Source organism: Staphylococcus sp. 231237_7MaSpsaltlick (genome assembly GCF_043107035.1).
On sequence record NZ_JBICNX010000002.1, the window covers coordinates 323,743 to 339,927 of the forward strand.

A 16,185-nucleotide genomic window follows, 5' to 3' on the forward strand; every position below is an offset into this window, starting at 1 on the left:
GGTTTCAGAGAGCCTGTGTTGAGTGTGAACAGGTAGCCAAGGTTAATGTGAATCTACCTACTATAAGAGAACAATCGGATTTAACCGTTATTTTTGTGAGAGTGCAGTCTAATTTTAGATTGTTAAATAGGGTGGCAACACGTAGACCACGTCCCTTGTAGAGGGATGTGGTCTTTTTTGCGTGTTTATCCCAAATTTTTTAAAAATTGAAAGGATGGATGAAGTTATGTTAGATATTAAGTTATTTCGTAATGACCCTGATTTCGTTAAAGAAAAAGTAGCTAAGCGTGGGATGGAAGCTACTGTAGTAGACGAAGTACTAGAATTAGATGAGCAGCGCCGTCAGTTAATTAGTAAAGCTGAAGAAATGAAAGCCGAGCGTAATAAAGTGAGTGGCGAGATTGCTCAAAAGAAACGTAATAAAGAAGACGCAGATGAAGCCATCTCAGCAATGCGTAAACTTGGTGATGAAATTAAAACTTTAGATGACACACTAAATCAAGTTGATGTGGATCTTAATGATAAATTATCACGCATTCCAAATATTATTCATGATGATGTACCTGAAGGTGCCACTGACGAAGACAATGTAGAAGTTAAACGTTGGGGTACACCAAGAACATTTGATTTTGAAGAAAAAGCACATTGGGACTTAGTAGAAGAATTAAAAATGGTCAATTTTGAACGTGCAGCTAAAGTATCTGGCGCTAGATTCATTTTCTTAACAGGTGAAGGTGCACAATTAGAAAGAGCATTGATGAACTATATGATTACGAAACATACAACACAACATGGTTATACAGAAATGATGGTACCGCAATTAGTTAATGCTGATTCAATGTATGGTACTGGTCAATTACCTAAGTTTGAAGAAGACTTATTTAAAGTTGAAAAAGAGGGTCTATACACAATACCAACTGCAGAAGTACCTCTGACAAATTATTACCGTAATGAAATTATCGGGCCGGATGAATTACCAGCTAAATTCACTGCCCAATCAGCATGCTATCGTAGTGAAGCGGGATCAGCTGGTCGTGATACAAGAGGTCTTATCCGTTTACATCAATTCGATAAAGTTGAAATGGTTCGTTTTGAAAAACCAGAAGATTCTTGGAAGGCACTAGATGAGATGACTGAACACGCAGAAGCGATTTTAGAAGAATTAGGCTTACCATACCGCCGTGTTATTTTATGTACAGGCGATATCGGTTTCGGTTCAAGTAAAACTTATGATTTAGAAGTTTGGTTACCAAGCTATAATGAATATAAAGAAATAAGTTCTTGTTCAAATATTACTGATTTCCAAGCACGTCGTTCAAATATTCGTTTTAAACGTGATAAAAATGCTAAACCAGAATTAGCACATACACTTAATGGTAGTGGCTTAGCAGTAGGACGTACATTTGCTGCAATAGTTGAAAATTATCAAAATGAAGATGGTTCTGTAACAATTCCCGAAGCGTTAGTACCGTATATGGGTGGAAAAACAGTCATCAGTCCTATTAAATAAATTATTAAAAGTGCGTAGTTAAAGTATTAGCTACGCACTTTTTTATATGTACGGAGAGGGTAGGGGAGGTGTAAAAGTTGAGTATGAGAAATACATAAAAACAATGTTGCTAAAGTTATTAAATCGATTTAAAAAGTGATGACGCAACAGGGGAGTCTAAAATAAAACATAAAATTCTGAATTATTTTTAAAGCTTTTAAACAATGTTATAAGACACTCGTTAGTCTAACCTCACACAAGCGAACGTCTAAAAGTATTGATTGTTTTTATGCTATTGTAATAGAATGAATTTACTGTTTTTAGAGTTGAAGGGAAGAGGGTGGAAAAATGGGGAATGGGGCGCATATGACTTTTAAACAAGGTGTAAAAGCGTGTATTCCTACTTTGTTAGGTTACGCTGGTGTTGGTCTGTCTTTTGGAATTGTTGCAGTGGCCTCGGGTTTTAGTATGTTGGAAATTATTTTACTTTGTTTGTTAGTATATGCGGGCGCGGCACAGTTTATTATTTGTGCGCTTGTTATTTCTGGTACCCCTATATCTGCAATTATATTGACGACGTTCATTGTGAACTCAAGAATGTTTTTATTAAGTATGACACTTGCGCCAAGTTATAAAAACTATAGTTTATTAAATAGAATCGGTCTTTCTACATTAGTAACAGATGAAACATTTGGCGTAGCAATTACGCCACACTTAAAAGGTGAGAAAATCAATGACCGTTGGTTACATGGGCTAAATGTCACGGCATATGTGTTTTGGACATTTGCGTGTATTATTGGCGCGGTCTTTGGAAAATACATACATCAACCAGAATCGCTAGGATTAGATTTCGCAATTACGGCTATGTTTATTTTCTTAGCTGTTTCACAATTTGAAGGGATTAGACGTTCAAAAATAAATATATATTTTGTATTGATTATATGCGTGATTGTAATGATGTTTGCCTTAAGTTTATTTATGCCTTCATATTTAGCTATTATATTAGCTTCGACAATTGCAGCGCTAATTGGGGTGGTGATGGAACGTTGACAACGACAATACATATGTTAACAATTATCGTGTTATGCGGCGTGGTAACGTGGATCACGCGTATTATTCCGTTCATTTTGATAACTAAGATAAAGCTATCTGAAGGCGTGATTAAATGGCTTTCATTTATTCCAATTACATTATTCACCGCTTTAATTATCGACGGACTTATCGAGCAACAAGATGGCGTGGTGGGTTATAGTATTAACGTGCCATTCTTAATAACTATGCTACCGACGATTGTCATTGCTGTGATATCACGCAGTTTAACAATTACTATACTTAGTGGCATTGTCATTATGGCAGTATTACGTTGGGTATTTTAAACAATCCTATTGAAGTAAGTTATATTATCCGTTAAACTAAAAATAATTAGAAAATTGAGATATTTCAGATTATACTAATACATTAACTTTATCTGAATTTATAAGCATAGTTTTATACAATTAAAATCAAATCTTATTTCGAGAAGCTGAGGGACTTGGCCCGTGGACGCTTCAGCAACCGGCTTATAAAGTACGGTGCTAATACCAACGATAGACTCGAATGATAAGTATTTTTAACTTCTTACTTATTTTATGAGTGGGGAGTTTTTTTACTAAGTAGGAGGTAAAACATGACGAATTATACGGTTGATACATTAGAATTAGGACCATTCACAACAGAGTCAGGTGAATTCATCTCAAACTTAAAACTGCGTTATGAACATGTAGGATTAAAAGGACAACCACTTGTTGTGGTTTGTCACGCTTTAACAGGCAATCATTTAACGTATGGGACAAATGAAAATCCTGGTTGGTGGAGAGGTATTATTGACGGTGGTTATATGCCTATTAATGATTACCAGTTTTTGACATTTAATGTTATTGGTAGCCCTTATGGTTCAAGTTCTGCGTTAACAGACCCAAACTTCCCTGAAACACTTACGTTAAGAGATATCGTACGTGCGATAGAATTAGGTATTGAAACATTAGGATTTGAAAAGATTAATATATTAATTGGTGGTTCATTAGGTGGCATGCAAGCAATAGAGTTATTATATAATCGTAAATTTGATGTTGAAAAAGCAGTGATTCTTGCTGCTACAGACAAAACATCATCTTATAGTCGTGCGTTTAATGAGATAGCGAGACAAGCGATTCATTTAGATAATAAAGAAGGTATGAGTATTGCAAGACAGTTAGGATTTTTAACATATCGTTCGTCTAAGAGTTATGATAAGCGCTTTTCACCAGATCAAGTTGTAACTTATCAAAAACATCAAGGTAATAAATTTATGAATCATTTTGATTCTCTATGCTATTTAACACTCCTGGACGTCTTAGACAGCCATGACGTAGATAGAGGACGCAACGATGTAGATGAAGTGTTTAGTAATTTAGATACTAAAGTAATGACGATGGGCTTCACAGATGATTTGTTATATCCAGATGACTTGGTAAGTGCCGTGGGAAAACGTTTTAAATATCATAAACATTTCTTTGTTCCAGATAACGTAGGTCATGATGGCTTTTTACTGAATTTTAATGACTGGGCTCCTAATTTATATCACTTCTTAAAAGTATATAAAATTAAAAGAAAATGATTTAATAACACTAATATATATTCAATTTTAGGATGGGACTGTATGACTACTTTCGGTAGGGGAGGGTAGGCTAACGTATATAGTACATCCTTTTTTGTGTAAGCATTTAAGATGAGTGACATAAAGTGAAATTTTAATGTAGCAATATTTGGAAGGTAGCATCGTAAAATGTTGGTTAGTCTATTCGTTTAATAAATTCGTAACTATATAAAGTGTAGTATATCGTTATCTTCTGTATTTGGATTGCCAATAATTGTATAAAAGTTTTAAAGAGGTTAAAATAATAGTTATAGTCAAAAATAGTATGGGAGTGGCGAAATTGTTTTCAAAAATATACCCTAAAGTAACTGTGCTTAGTATCTTAACGCTAATCGTAGTAGCTTTAGCTTTACATATATTACCTCCGTTAGGCCTGGTGTTAAGTATCTTTGCTACGATTCCAGGTATTATCTTATGGCATAAGTCTATTGAATCATTCGGTTTAACAGCAGTCATTACAGTAGTGTTAACAACATTATTAGGTAATATATTTGTGTTAAGCACCATGGTCATCATACTCTTAGTGAGTTTTGTGATTGGCCAATTATTGAAAGAACGTACATCTAAAGAACGCATACTCTATATAACAACTACATATATTAGTATGTTCTCGTTAATTGCGTTTATGGGACTACAAACGTTTGATAAAATACCGAGTTCTACAATTTTGGTAAAACCAGTGAAAGATTACATGCATAACGTCGTTTCTGGAATTGCGGGAAGCGCTGAATACAAGCAAATGCTTGAAGAAGGTTTTCGCCAAATGTCAGTTCAATTACCAAGTTATGTAATTATCGCAGTATTTCTACTTATTTTAATCAATTTAATTATTACTTTTCCAATTTTACGTAAGTTCAAAATCGCTACACCAATATTTAAACCATTATACGCTTGGCAAATGAAACGCTCGCTATTATGGATGTATATTATTGTCTTGATTTGTGTTATGTTTGCGAGCCAAGCAGGGACTTTCCAAAGTATCGTTTTAAACTTTGAAATTGTGTTATCATTATGTATGTATATTCAGGGCTTAAGTGTTATTCACTTTTTCGGAAAGGCAAAATCAATGCCAACCGCGCTTTCTGTGTTATTCATGGTTATAGGGACAGCTTTAATGCCATTAACACATATTGTAAGTCTCCTGGGTGTTATAGATTTGTGTATTAACTTAAAAAGTATCATTAAAAAATGATTTGAGGTGGAAAAATGAACCGTCAATCCACTAAAAAAGCGTTAGTTTTACCATTTATTATTATGGCGCTCACAGCAATTGCACTTGTAGTAGTTTGGTTTGTTTTTAACCAGCTCATTGCAGGCATAGCGACAGTTGTATTAGTGATTATTATTGTAGTAACAGCAATAATGGTAAGACAAGCTTTGCAGAAATTAGATAGCTATGTTGATAATCTAAGCGGTCATATCTCCGAAGGCAATAATATCGCAATTAAAAGTTTGCCAATCGGTATGATTATCTTAGATGAAAATGAAAACATAGAGTGGATGAACAAATTTATGTCGGAACGCTTAACGCGTAATGTAATTTCCGATCCAGTTAATGAAGTATATCCTAATATCTTAAAACAATTAGAAAAAACACAAGAAGTTGAGATTTCTGAAAACGAGTACCACTACCGCGTACGTTATTCTGAGAAAGAACATGTATTATATTTCTTCGACATTACTGAAGAAGTACAAACAAATAAGTTATATGAAGATTCTAAACCAATTATTGCTACATTGTTCTTAGACAATTATGACGAGATTACGCAAAATATGAATGACACACAAAAATCAGAGATTAACTCAATGGTTACGCGTGTGATTAGTAGATGGGCTAGCGAGCATAACATTTATTTCAAACGTTATAGCTCTGATCAATTTGTTGCTTATTTAAATCAAGATATATTAAACAACATAGAAGCAACAAACTTTAGTATTTTAAGCCAGTTGCGTGAAAAAAGCGTTGGTTATCGTGCACAATTAACATTGAGCATTGGTGTCGGAGAAGGGTCGGAAGATTTAATAGATTTAGGAGAACTATCGCAATCAGGCTTAGATTTAGCCCTAGGACGTGGTGGTGATCAGGTTGCTATCAAGAATATGAACGGAAATGTACGTTTCTATGGTGGTAAGACTGACCCAATGGAAAAACGTACACGAGTTAGAGCACGCGTTATATCACATGCGCTTAAAGATATTCTGATGGAAGGTGACAAAGTTATTATCATGGGGCATAAACGTCCTGACTTAGATGCAATCGGTGGTGCAATTGGTGTTTCACGTTTTGCAATGATGAATAACTTAGACGCGTATATCGTCTTAAATGATTCTGACATTGATCCAACATTACGACGTGTTATGGACGCAGTAAATGAAAAACCAGAATTAAAAGATCGTTTTATCACATCGGATGAAGCTTGGGATATTATGACTTCTAAGACAACGTTAGTCATTGTAGATACGCATAAACCTGAAATGGTCATTGATGAAAATATTTTAAATAAAGCTAACCGTAAAGTGGTTATTGATCATCATAGACGTGGTGAAAGCTTTATTTCAAGTCCATTACTTGTTTATATGGAACCATATGCAAGTTCAACTGCAGAGCTTGTGACAGAGTTACTTGAGTATCAACCGACAGAACAACGTTTAACACGTTTAGAATCAACAGTAATGTTTGCTGGTATTATTGTAGATACGCGTAACTTTACGTTACGTACAGGTTCTAGAACCTTTGATGCAGCAAGTTACTTACGTGCGCACGGCGCAGATACAATATTGACACAACATTTCTTGAAAGATGATCTTGATACGTATATCAATCGTACTGAATTGATTCAAACAGTGAAACTACAAGAAAATGGCGTGGCTATTGCACACGGTTCGAACGATAAAATTTATCATCCTGTTACAGTTGCACAAGCTGCCGATGAACTGTTAAGTTTAGATGGTGTAGAGGCTTCGTACGTAATTGCAAGAAGAGAAGAAAATGTAATAGGTATGTCTGCCCGCTCACTTGGTGCTGTCAATGTGCAGTTAACAATGGAAGCCCTTGGTGGTGGTGGCCATTTAACTAATGCAGCCACACAGTTAAAAGACGTAACAGTGGATGAAGCGATAGAAAAATTACAACAAGCTATAACAGAACAAATGAGTAGGAGTGAAAATGCATGAAAGTAATATTCACACAAGATGTAAAAGGTAAAGGTAAAAAAGGCGAAGTTAAAGACGTACCAGTAGGCTATGCAAACAACTTCTTATTAAAGAAAAATTATGCAGTAGAAGCAACACCTGGTAATTTAAAACAATTAGAACAAAAAAATAAAGCTGCAGAAGCAGAGCGTCAACAAGAAATTGAGGATGCTAAGCAATTAAAAGCACAATTAAGTGAAATTGAAGTCGAAGTGTCTGCTAAAACAGGCGAAGGCGGTAAATTATTTGGTTCAGTAAGTACGAAACAAATCACGCAAGCATTACAAGAACAACACAACATTAAAATTGATAAACGTAAAATGGATCTCCCAAACGGTATTCATGCATTAGGTTACACTAACGTACCAGTTAAATTAGATAAAGAAGTTGAAGGTACAATCCGTGTACACACAGTTGAACAATAATAGTGGATTGAGATATGAGGTGTAATCACAATGGATGGAATGTATGAACAAAATCAAATGCCACACAGTAATGAGGCTGAACAGTCTGTCTTAGGTGCCATTATCATAGATCCAGAATTAATCAACACAACTCAGGAAGTATTACTTCCTGAGTCATTTTATAGAGGCGCACATCAACACATCTTTAGAGCAATGATGAACCTCAATGAAGATAACAGAGATATTGATGTGGTAACCATTATGGATCAATTGACACAAGACGGTCGATTGAATGAAGCGGGTGGGCCTCAATATCTTGCAGAATTATCAAGTAATGTGCCGACAACACGTAATATCCAATACTATACCGAGATTGTATTTAAGCACGCAACTAAACGTAAATTAATACAAACTGCAGATAGTATTGCGAATGATGGTTATAATGATGAGCTGGAACTAGATACGATACTTAACGACGCTGAACGTCGTATATTAGAATTATCATCCTCACGTGAAAGTGATGGATTTAAGGATATTCGAGATGTACTTGGTGAAGTATATGAGAATGCGGAATTATTAGATCAAAACAGTGGTCAAACGCCAGGTATTCCAACGGGATATCGAGATTTAGACCAGATGACAGCAGGATTCAACCGAAATGATTTAATCATTTTGGCAGCACGTCCCTCAGTAGGTAAGACTGCCTTCGCGCTTAATATTGCGCAAAAAGTTGCAACACACGAAGATCATTTTTCAGTAGGTATATTCTCACTAGAGATGGGTGCAGATCAACTTGCAACACGTATGATTTGTAGTTCAGGGAATGTAGACTCTAACCGCCTGAGAACAGGTATGATGACTGAAGAGGACTGGAATCGGTTTACTATAGCGGTTGGTAAATTATCACGTACGAAGATATTTATCGATGATACACCAGGTATCCGTATTACAGATATTCGTTCTAAGTGTCGTCGTTTAAAACAAGAACACGGTTTAGATATGGTCGTTATTGATTACCTACAATTAATTTCTGGTAGTGGTTCGCGCTTTTCAGATAACAGACAACAAGAAGTTTCTGAAATTTCACGTACATTAAAGGCAATTGCCAGAGAGTTAGAATGTCCTGTTATTGCACTAAGTCAGTTATCACGTGGCGTTGAGCAACGTCAGGATAAACGACCGATGATGAGTGATATTCGTGAGTCAGGTTCTATCGAGCAAGATGCCGATATCATCGCTTTCTTATATCGTGATGATTATTATAATCGTGGCGAAGACGAAGAAGACGATGATGATACGAACTTCGAACCTCAAACAAATGATGAAAATGGGGAAATTGAAATTATCATCGCTAAGCAACGTAATGGCCCTACAGGTACAGTAAAACTACACTTTATGAAACAATACAACAAGTTTACAGATATAGACTATGCACATGCCGAAATGGGATAAAAAATAATAAAAATATTTTCCGTACGATGAATCCTTTTTGAGTTTTATCGTACGGTTTTTGTTTCTTTTTACTTCTTGAATTTCTTAGTAAGTATGTGTCTGGATTTGATGTATTTGTTCGATAAGACATTGGTATCACTAGCTTAAAGGTGCATATGAATTAGCTGATACTTTTTAAAAAAGAGAGTGAATTATAGAAAATCAATGTTCGATTTTTGGTTTGCAATCTATCCACTGTATTGGTAAAATACGTAATGGTTAATCGAGAAAACTTGGAGGTGCTCATATGTCATCAATAGTAGTAGTTGGGACACAATGGGGAGACGAAGGTAAAGGTAAAATTACAGATTTCTTAGCAGAACAAGCAGACGTTATTGCACGTTTTTCAGGCGGTAATAATGCAGGTCATACTATTAAATTTGGTGGAGAAACATATAAATTACACTTAGTGCCATCTGGTATTTTTTATAAAGAAAAATTAGCAGTTATTGGTAACGGTGTCGTTGTAGATCCAGTGGCACTATTAAAAGAATTAGACGCTTTAAATGAAAGAGGTATTTCAACAGATAACTTACGTATTTCAAACCGAGCACAAGTTATTTTACCTTATCATATTAAGCAAGATGAATATGAAGAAGAACGTCGTGGAGATAATAAAATTGGCACAACGAAAAAAGGCATTGGCCCTGCTTATGTAGATAAAGCACAACGTATTGGTATTCGTGTAGCAGATTTATTAGATAAAGAAACATTCGAAAGATTATTAACAGATAACATTGAATACAAAGGCGCATATTTCGAAGGCATGTTTGGTAAACCATGTCCATCATTCGACGAAATCTTTGAAACATACTATGCAGCCGGCCAACGTTTAGCTCCATTCGTTACTGACACTGCAAAAGTTTTAGACGATGCATTTGTAGCAGAAGAAAAAGTATTATTCGAAGGCGCACAAGGTGTAATGTTAGATATCGATCATGGTACTTACCCATTTGTTACTTCAAGTAACCCTGTTGCAGGTAATGTTACTGTCGGTGGCGGTGTAGGTCCAACATTCGTGTCTAAAGTTATTGGTGTATGTAAAGCATATACATCACGCGTAGGCGATGGTCCTTTCCCAACTGAACTATTTGATGATGACGGACACCATATTCGTGAAGTAGGCCGTGAATACGGTACAACTACAGGTCGTCCACGTCGTGTAGGTTGGTTCGATTCAGTTGTATTACGTCACTCTCGCCGTGCGAGCGGTATTACAGACTTATCAATCAACTCTATTGATGTGTTAACAGGTCTAAAAGAAGTTAAAATCTGTACTGCCTATGAATTAGACGGTGAGGAAATCACTGAATATCCAGCAAACTTGAAAGACTTACAACGTTGTAAGCCAATCTTTGAAACATTGCCTGGTTGGACAGAAGATGTAACAGGTTGTCGTTCATTAGATGAATTACCTGATAACGCACGTAGATATTTAGAGCGCATCTCTGAATTAAGTGATGTTAAGATTTCTATCTTCTCAGTAGGTCCAGACCGTAATCAAACAAACTTATTAAGTTCTTTATGGTAAGTAATTAGTGCCAGTGAACTTCCATTAAAAGAAAACCTTGTAGTCATTCATTTTTTTAAATGATTTGGCTACAAGGTTTTTTGTATATATTTATTTTTGCATCATGCAATGCGCGTCACGAAACTCTAAAATTTTATTAACAGCTAATTCATAACCGTATTGTTCATTATGCGAAGGGTCTTTAATCATATCTATATTGTTTTGATATGCGTCTAAATTATTAAGCATAGATAATACAGTTTGTTTCAATTGTTCTACAGTAAAGGTTTCTGAATTTAACTGCTGTCCGATATTTAAGTTTTCGATTTGTTGTGCTACAACTGGTTGGTCTGCACTTTGTGGAAAAGCTAGCATAGGGACACCCATCATAATTGCTTCATTTGCGCTATTCATACCGGCATGTGTTAAGAATAATGAAGTGTATTGCAGTAATTCAGTTTGGGGCACAAACGTCTTTATAACAAAGTTGGAAGGTAGCTCATCAAAGTCTTCTATACGATTAGTTTCTCCAATAGAAACTACAACTGTGACATCAATATCAGCCAATGCCTTAAAACACTTATTGAAAAATGGTACGTTTTCATTAAAAACAGTACCTAAAGAAATGTAGATAATTGGTTTAGACTGATCAATTTCTGCCATGAAATCTGAAGGCTGTGGCATGATGACAGACGGTCCAGCAAAGAAATAACGATTACTGTCAAATGTATCAGAGTGGATTTGGAAATTTTGCATGACATACGAAATATTTAAGTCACCTGGATTATTCATTACTTCAAATCTTGAAGGAATTGAAATATCATAAGTTTGTTCTAAACGTGACTTTAAAATACTGAATTTTTTGTCAGCATCATCTTTTGCTTCAGCACTCAAATTTGTACTTAATTGATTTGTGAATTGATCAAATGAATCTTTAGTATGTGCAAATGTTGTGACAGAAGAAATAGCAGGGATACCTAATTTTTGTGCCAACATATAGCCGCACCCAAACATAGAATCATAAATCATGTAGTCATAATGTTCATTTTCGATGTCTTTTAAAATTTTTGGTAAGAACAAATCTGTAGTATTTAACAAGCCATTCATGACGTTAAAGAGATTATCACGTCCATAAGTTGAAAAATGTGCCATCATGTCATCTGAATTAAATGTGCGTATTTCTACACCGATATCTTGAAGTCTATCTGTGAATTTATCGGTTGCGTAATATACGATTTCCTCACCTTTTTCTACTAATGTTTTACACACGGCTACTGTTGGATTTACATGTCCGGCAGAACCTGGGTTAATAAATAGTACTTTTGCCAATTAAGTGCCTCCTCATATGTATTATTTAATTATTTTATCAAAATACATAGAAAACATAAAATATTTGAAATTTAATAAATGGTTTTGATATTAAAGTTTAATACATTGTTATTGGTTTTTTAGTAGTAATACTTAAAGTTTAAGTACGATTTTGCCGGGGTTTTACCATGTTTTTATAGTTTTTTGTAAGTATAGGTAAAAAACATAGACATTATACAATTAAGTTAGAAAATTATACTAATTTAATTTAAAAAAGAGCTTGTCATCTTGTTAAAGAGTTGGTATAATTTATTTTGTGCTTAAGAGAGGCTCCTTGGTCAAGCGGTTAAGACACCGCCCTTTCACGGCGGTAACACGGGTTCGAGTCCCGTAGGAGTCACCATTTATTTTAGGTCTCGTAGTGTAGCGGTTAACACGCCTGCCTGTCACGCAGGAGATCGCGGGTTCGATTCCCGTCGAGACCGTATAATGCCCATCCAATAGGATGGGCATTTTTTTGTATATATATTTAAAGGGTCGTATTTGAATCCTTTGTCTACATAACTTAATATAATGATACGATAAGATTTATAAAGGTGTATAGTAAATAACAACGTGAATCAAAGGGGATGTAATAAGGAAAATGAATAAAGATAGAGAAGAAACAGATTTGATTAATCTTATCAGTGATCGTCACAATGATTTAAGACAAAAAGTAGAATATATGACTTCACAGCAATCACCACAAGTACATTTTAGTAGCTCAGAGTGGTATCTAATTACCATCATAAAATATGATAACCCATCATTAGCTGAACTCACACGTATTGTTAATCTTACAAGACAAGCAATCCATAAAGCAATCAAACAATTAGAACAAAAATCCGTAGTTCAAATTGAATCAGTTCCAAATAATAAGAAAGAAAAACGAGTGAAGTTAACTAAATATGGTATTTCCTGTTATGAGAGATATGCAGAAAATAAACGATTGTTAATTGACCATATTAGTAAAGTGCTAGGTTTTTCGGAAATTGAACATTTACAGTATTTATTAGAACAGAACTGGCAATTAGAAGATCTAAATATAGAATAATTATTTGAGTATTTAACAGGTTTCAACTATGTTGTAATACTCAAGTTTTTTTGCGGTATTTTTCGTCAACCCAGTTGACAATTATTTGGAAATTTTGCTACAGTAAGGTAGTCAATTCCTTGTATTTATTGCGCAATAAAAAGGTTAGAATGACGAATTAGTTAAAAATATAATTTTCTATACGTATTAAATGTGAAAATAAAAATAGAATGGAAATATAGAATAAGTCATAATATATGCAGATGAATTAAGTAAAATAAACCTAAAAATATGAATTATTAAATTCATTATTTCTTTAGTATAAAAGCACTTTAATCACTCTACTTTATACTTATACTTCGTTTACCATAAAAAAGGAGTATATCAAATGGCAACACAAGTAAATGTGAAAAATCCTAATATATACGCGCTCGTCTTAATGATTGGTGGTTTTATGGGATTATTTAGTGAGACAGCACTCAATATGGCGTTAACAGATATCATGGCTGATTTTCAAGTTTCAGCAGCAACTGTACAGTGGCTAACAACAGGTTATTTGCTTGTTATGGCGTGTATAGTACCAGCATCTTCTTATTTAATTAAATGGTTTAATACGAAATCACTTATAATGACAGGGGTTATATTATCCTTTATCGGCGTCATGGTCGGCGCACTTGCACCTAATTTTATAATGTTACTAATAGGTCGTATAATACAGGCATTAGGCACGGGTGTACTGTTGCCGATTATGGTCACTGTACTTATGTTAATCTTTCCAATACAAAAACGTGGTGCTGTCATGGGTATTATGGGGCTTGTAATCACAGCCGGACCAGCACTTGGACCGACGCTGTCCGGTGTTATCATTTCAGCTTCTAGTTGGCATTTTATCTTTTGGATTAGCGCATTGATGTATCTTGTCGTGCTGTTAATGGCTATTTCAAAGACAGAAGATGTAGGAGATATTACAAAACCTAAAATTGATATTTTATCAATTTTATTATCGACAATTACTTTTGCAGGGCTAATTTTTGCGCTAAGTTCAATGGCAGAAGCCTCATTCAGTAATATAATAGTATGGTTGCCATTAATTTTTGGCGTAGTCTCATTATCGATTTTTATCGTACGTCAATTCAAAATTGATTCGCCTATGCTTGATTTAAGGGTTTTTAAATATCCTATGTTCGTTGTTGGAGCTGCAATGGTGTTTATTACGATCTTATGTATCTTATCCACAGGCATCTTATTACCGTTATATTTAAAAGGCGCATTATTATATAGCTCAGTCATTGCAGGTTTAATACTATTACCAGGGAATGCAGTTAATCTAATATTATCGCCAGTAATTGGTTCTTTATTTGACCGTTTTGGAGCAAGATACTTTGGCATCGTGGGATTCTTGTTAATGTTTATCGCAGCGATTACGTTCACATTAACTATTTCAGCATCTACACCAGTTTGGGTGATTATTATAGCATTTATTATTTTCTTTATAGGTATCTCAATGGTTATGATGCCAGCCCAAACAAACGCTTTAAACCAACTCCCACATCATTTATACGCAGATGGGTCAGCGACAATTACGACTTTGATACAAATAGGTGGATCAGCGGGTACAGCAATCGCGATTACAATTTACACAACAGCAATGAAGTCATTCAGTAAAGCTTATCCAAGTGTGGGCGAAGAAGCGGTGCTGTCACATGGAGTACAGTTTACTTTTATCTTTATTACTTTATTAACAATAATTGGTATTATTTTATCTTTATGTGTTAAAAGAACACGGTATAATAAATAAGATAACTTTAGGGATAAATTAAAGAGTAGTTCAGCTTAAAATACAGTAACGCTATCTTATAAAAAGCCTGTAGAAATTTATGCATAAAATAGTTTACTAAGCGCTGCAAGAAATTTTATTTATAGTATTAATTATATAATCAATATGCGGAGAGCGAGCGTAATAAGTCTAAATTGTAATTTTGGACTTATGCTTGCTCTCTTTTAAATTTTTATTAATTAGTGCATTATGTGATTGCTATTTAAAATTTAAGTATTGATTTATTTATACAATATGAGTATAAATAAGTTTTTAATTCGAAAAATACATTGTGTAAGCAATTAATTCGAACGCAAACGTAATTTTGTTTAGACTGGATATATCTATTCATGACTCGAAAAGTACCCATTTTATAGCAACAATGTTATAATTTTACAATACACAATTTTAATTTTCTATTTAGAAAAATAGAATTGAAGTGCCATAAATGGTAAATTATATTATAGAGATATGCGTAGAATTTAATGTAAATGTACTACAATATAGAAATGAGGTTTATAAAATATGGCTAGAAAAGTTGTTGTAGTCGATGATGAAAAACCAATTGCTGACATTCTAGAATTTAATTTAAAAAAAGAAGGGTACGAAGTATTTTGTGCCTACGATGGAAATGATGCAGTAGATTTAATATATGATGAAGAACCAGACATTGTGTTGTTAGACATCATGTTACCTGGTCGTGATGGCATGGAAGTCTGCCGTGAAGTACGCAAAAAATACGAAATGCCAATCATTATGCTGACTGCAAAAGATTCAGAAATAGATAAAGTATTAGGTCTTGAACTGGGTGCCGATGACTATGTGACGAAACCATTTAGCACACGTGAATTAATCGCACGTGTGAAAGCAAATTTACGTCGTCATTATTCACAACCAGCACAAGAAACTAACGATGAATCTAATGAAATTACTATTAAAGATATCGTTATCTACCCGGATGCTTATTCTATTAAAAAACGTGGCGGTGACATCGAATTAACACACCGTGAATTCGAATTATTCCATTATTTATCTAAACATATGGGACAAGTCATGACACGCGAACATTTATTACAAACCGTTTGGGGCTATGACTATTTTGGTGATGTGCGTACTGTAGACGTTACAATTCGACGCTTACGTGAAAAAATTGAGGACGACCCTTCTCATCCAGAGTATATTGTGACACGTCGTGGTGTTGGATACTTCCTCCAACAACATGATTAGAG

General features: G+C 34.6%; 13 protein-coding genes, 2 tRNA genes, 1 riboswitch and 1 other annotated feature (1 of these 17 only partly in view). Of the genes, 14 read left to right on the plus strand and 1 reads right to left on the minus strand.

Going from position 1 to position 16,185, the window contains the following annotated elements; translation table 11 throughout:
• Positions 1–159: a binding site (T-box leader), on the plus strand; it begins 32 nt to the left of the window's first position.
• A gap of 67 nt (positions 160–226) precedes the next feature.
• From serS to ACF91D_RS04605, 9 genes are all read left to right on the plus strand, one after another.
• A complete protein-coding gene (gene serS / locus ACF91D_RS04565) occupies positions 227–1,510 on the plus strand; it encodes a serine--tRNA ligase (protein ID WP_327620893.1) in 1,284 nt (427 codons plus the stop codon).
• A gap of 327 nt (positions 1,511–1,837) precedes the next feature.
• Positions 1,838–2,539 carry an AzlC family ABC transporter permease gene (locus ACF91D_RS04570; protein WP_107548657.1) on the plus strand — a complete coding sequence of 234 codons (702 nt, stop codon included), beginning with the start codon at positions 1,838–1,840 and terminating at the stop codon, positions 2,537–2,539.
• Complete coding sequence (locus ACF91D_RS04575; protein ID WP_069793277.1) at positions 2,536–2,865, plus strand: AzlD domain-containing protein; 330 nt, start codon at positions 2,536–2,538, stop codon at positions 2,863–2,865. Before ACF91D_RS04570 ends, ACF91D_RS04575 begins: the two co-directional genes overlap by 4 nt.
• 130 nt (positions 2,866–2,995) lie before the next feature.
• Positions 2,996–3,095: riboswitch (SAM riboswitch) on the plus strand.
• Positions 3,096–3,155: 60 nt separating this feature from the next.
• Positions 3,156–4,124 (plus strand): homoserine O-acetyltransferase MetX, encoded by a 969-nt coding sequence (gene metX / locus ACF91D_RS04580; protein WP_039069539.1) that lies wholly within the window; start codon positions 3,156–3,158, stop codon positions 4,122–4,124.
• 304 nt (positions 4,125–4,428) lie between these two features.
• Positions 4,429–5,355, plus strand: coding sequence for a DUF2232 domain-containing protein (locus tag ACF91D_RS04585; RefSeq protein WP_176723098.1), 927 nt, complete (start codon positions 4,429–4,431; stop codon positions 5,353–5,355).
• A 14-nt stretch (positions 5,356–5,369) separates the two neighbouring features.
• Positions 5,370–7,337 carry a DHH family phosphoesterase gene (locus ACF91D_RS04590; RefSeq protein WP_039069540.1) on the plus strand — a complete coding sequence of 656 codons (1,968 nt, stop codon included), beginning with the start codon at positions 5,370–5,372 and terminating at the stop codon, positions 7,335–7,337.
• Positions 7,334–7,780 carry a 50S ribosomal protein L9 gene (rplI, locus tag ACF91D_RS04595; RefSeq protein WP_039069541.1) on the plus strand — a complete coding sequence of 149 codons (447 nt, stop codon included), beginning with the start codon at positions 7,334–7,336 and terminating at the stop codon, positions 7,778–7,780. Before ACF91D_RS04590 ends, rplI begins: the two co-directional genes overlap by 4 nt.
• A gap of 30 nt (positions 7,781–7,810) precedes the next feature.
• Positions 7,811–9,211 (plus strand): replicative DNA helicase, encoded by a 1,401-nt coding sequence (gene dnaB / locus ACF91D_RS04600; RefSeq protein WP_039069542.1) that lies wholly within the window; start codon positions 7,811–7,813, stop codon positions 9,209–9,211.
• A 286-nt stretch (positions 9,212–9,497) separates the two neighbouring features.
• Positions 9,498–10,781 (plus strand): adenylosuccinate synthase, encoded by a 1,284-nt coding sequence (locus tag ACF91D_RS04605; RefSeq protein WP_039069543.1) that lies wholly within the window; start codon positions 9,498–9,500, stop codon positions 10,779–10,781.
• 90 nt (positions 10,782–10,871) lie between these two features.
• On the opposite strand, the gene ACF91D_RS04610 is transcribed toward ACF91D_RS04605, so the two are convergent.
• On the minus strand, positions 10,872–12,089 hold the full coding sequence (locus ACF91D_RS04610) for a macrolide family glycosyltransferase (protein WP_039069544.1): 1,218 nt from the start codon (positions 12,087–12,089) through the stop codon (positions 10,872–10,874).
• 307 nt (positions 12,090–12,396) lie between these two features.
• Here ACF91D_RS04610 and ACF91D_RS04615 point away from each other — a divergent pair.
• The 5 genes from ACF91D_RS04615 to yycF all read left to right on the plus strand — a co-directional run bounded on the left by ACF91D_RS04615 (position 12,397) and on the right by yycF (position 16,183).
• A tRNA-Glu gene (locus tag ACF91D_RS04615) sits at positions 12,397–12,471 on the plus strand.
• 9 nt (positions 12,472–12,480) lie between these two features.
• A tRNA-Asp gene (locus ACF91D_RS04620) sits at positions 12,481–12,553 on the plus strand.
• 158 nt (positions 12,554–12,711) lie between these two features.
• Positions 12,712–13,161: a MarR family winged helix-turn-helix transcriptional regulator gene (locus ACF91D_RS04625; protein ID WP_039069545.1), complete on the plus strand. Its 450-nt coding sequence runs from the start codon at positions 12,712–12,714 to the stop codon at positions 13,159–13,161.
• Between the two features lie 367 nt (positions 13,162–13,528).
• A complete protein-coding gene (locus ACF91D_RS04630) occupies positions 13,529–14,938 on the plus strand; it encodes a DHA2 family efflux MFS transporter permease subunit (protein WP_101094299.1) in 1,410 nt (469 codons plus the stop codon).
• 543 nt (positions 14,939–15,481) lie between these two features.
• The gene (yycF, locus tag ACF91D_RS04635) at positions 15,482–16,183 is read left to right on the plus strand and encodes a response regulator YycF (RefSeq protein ID WP_029378693.1); all 702 of its coding nucleotides are present in this window, start codon (positions 15,482–15,484) and stop codon (positions 16,181–16,183) included.
• The last annotated feature ends 2 nt before the right edge of the window (positions 16,184–16,185 follow it).

Bases quoted from the DNA above. Each gene is read 5' to 3' on its own strand.
- serS (WP_327620893.1), top strand. From the start codon at position 227: ATGTTAGATATTAAGTTATTTCGTAATGACCCTGATTTCGTTAAAGAA.
- ACF91D_RS04570 (WP_107548657.1), top strand. From the start codon at position 1,838: ATGGGGAATGGGGCGCATATGACTTTTAAACAAGGTGTAAAAGCGTGT.
- metX (WP_039069539.1), top strand. From the start codon at position 3,156: ATGACGAATTATACGGTTGATACATTAGAATTAGGACCATTCACAACA.
- ACF91D_RS04585 (WP_176723098.1), top strand. From the start codon at position 4,429: ATGGGAGTGGCGAAATTGTTTTCAAAAATATACCCTAAAGTAACTGTG.
- ACF91D_RS04590 (WP_039069540.1), top strand. From the start codon at position 5,370: ATGAACCGTCAATCCACTAAAAAAGCGTTAGTTTTACCATTTATTATT.
- rplI (WP_039069541.1), top strand. From the start codon at position 7,334: ATGAAAGTAATATTCACACAAGATGTAAAAGGTAAAGGTAAAAAAGGC.
- dnaB (WP_039069542.1), top strand. From the start codon at position 7,811: ATGGATGGAATGTATGAACAAAATCAAATGCCACACAGTAATGAGGCT.
- ACF91D_RS04605 (WP_039069543.1), top strand. From the start codon at position 9,498: ATGTCATCAATAGTAGTAGTTGGGACACAATGGGGAGACGAAGGTAAA.
- ACF91D_RS04625 (WP_039069545.1), top strand. From the start codon at position 12,712: ATGAATAAAGATAGAGAAGAAACAGATTTGATTAATCTTATCAGTGAT.
- ACF91D_RS04630 (WP_101094299.1), top strand. From the start codon at position 13,529: ATGGCAACACAAGTAAATGTGAAAAATCCTAATATATACGCGCTCGTC.
- yycF (WP_029378693.1), top strand. From the start codon at position 15,482: ATGGCTAGAAAAGTTGTTGTAGTCGATGATGAAAAACCAATTGCTGAC.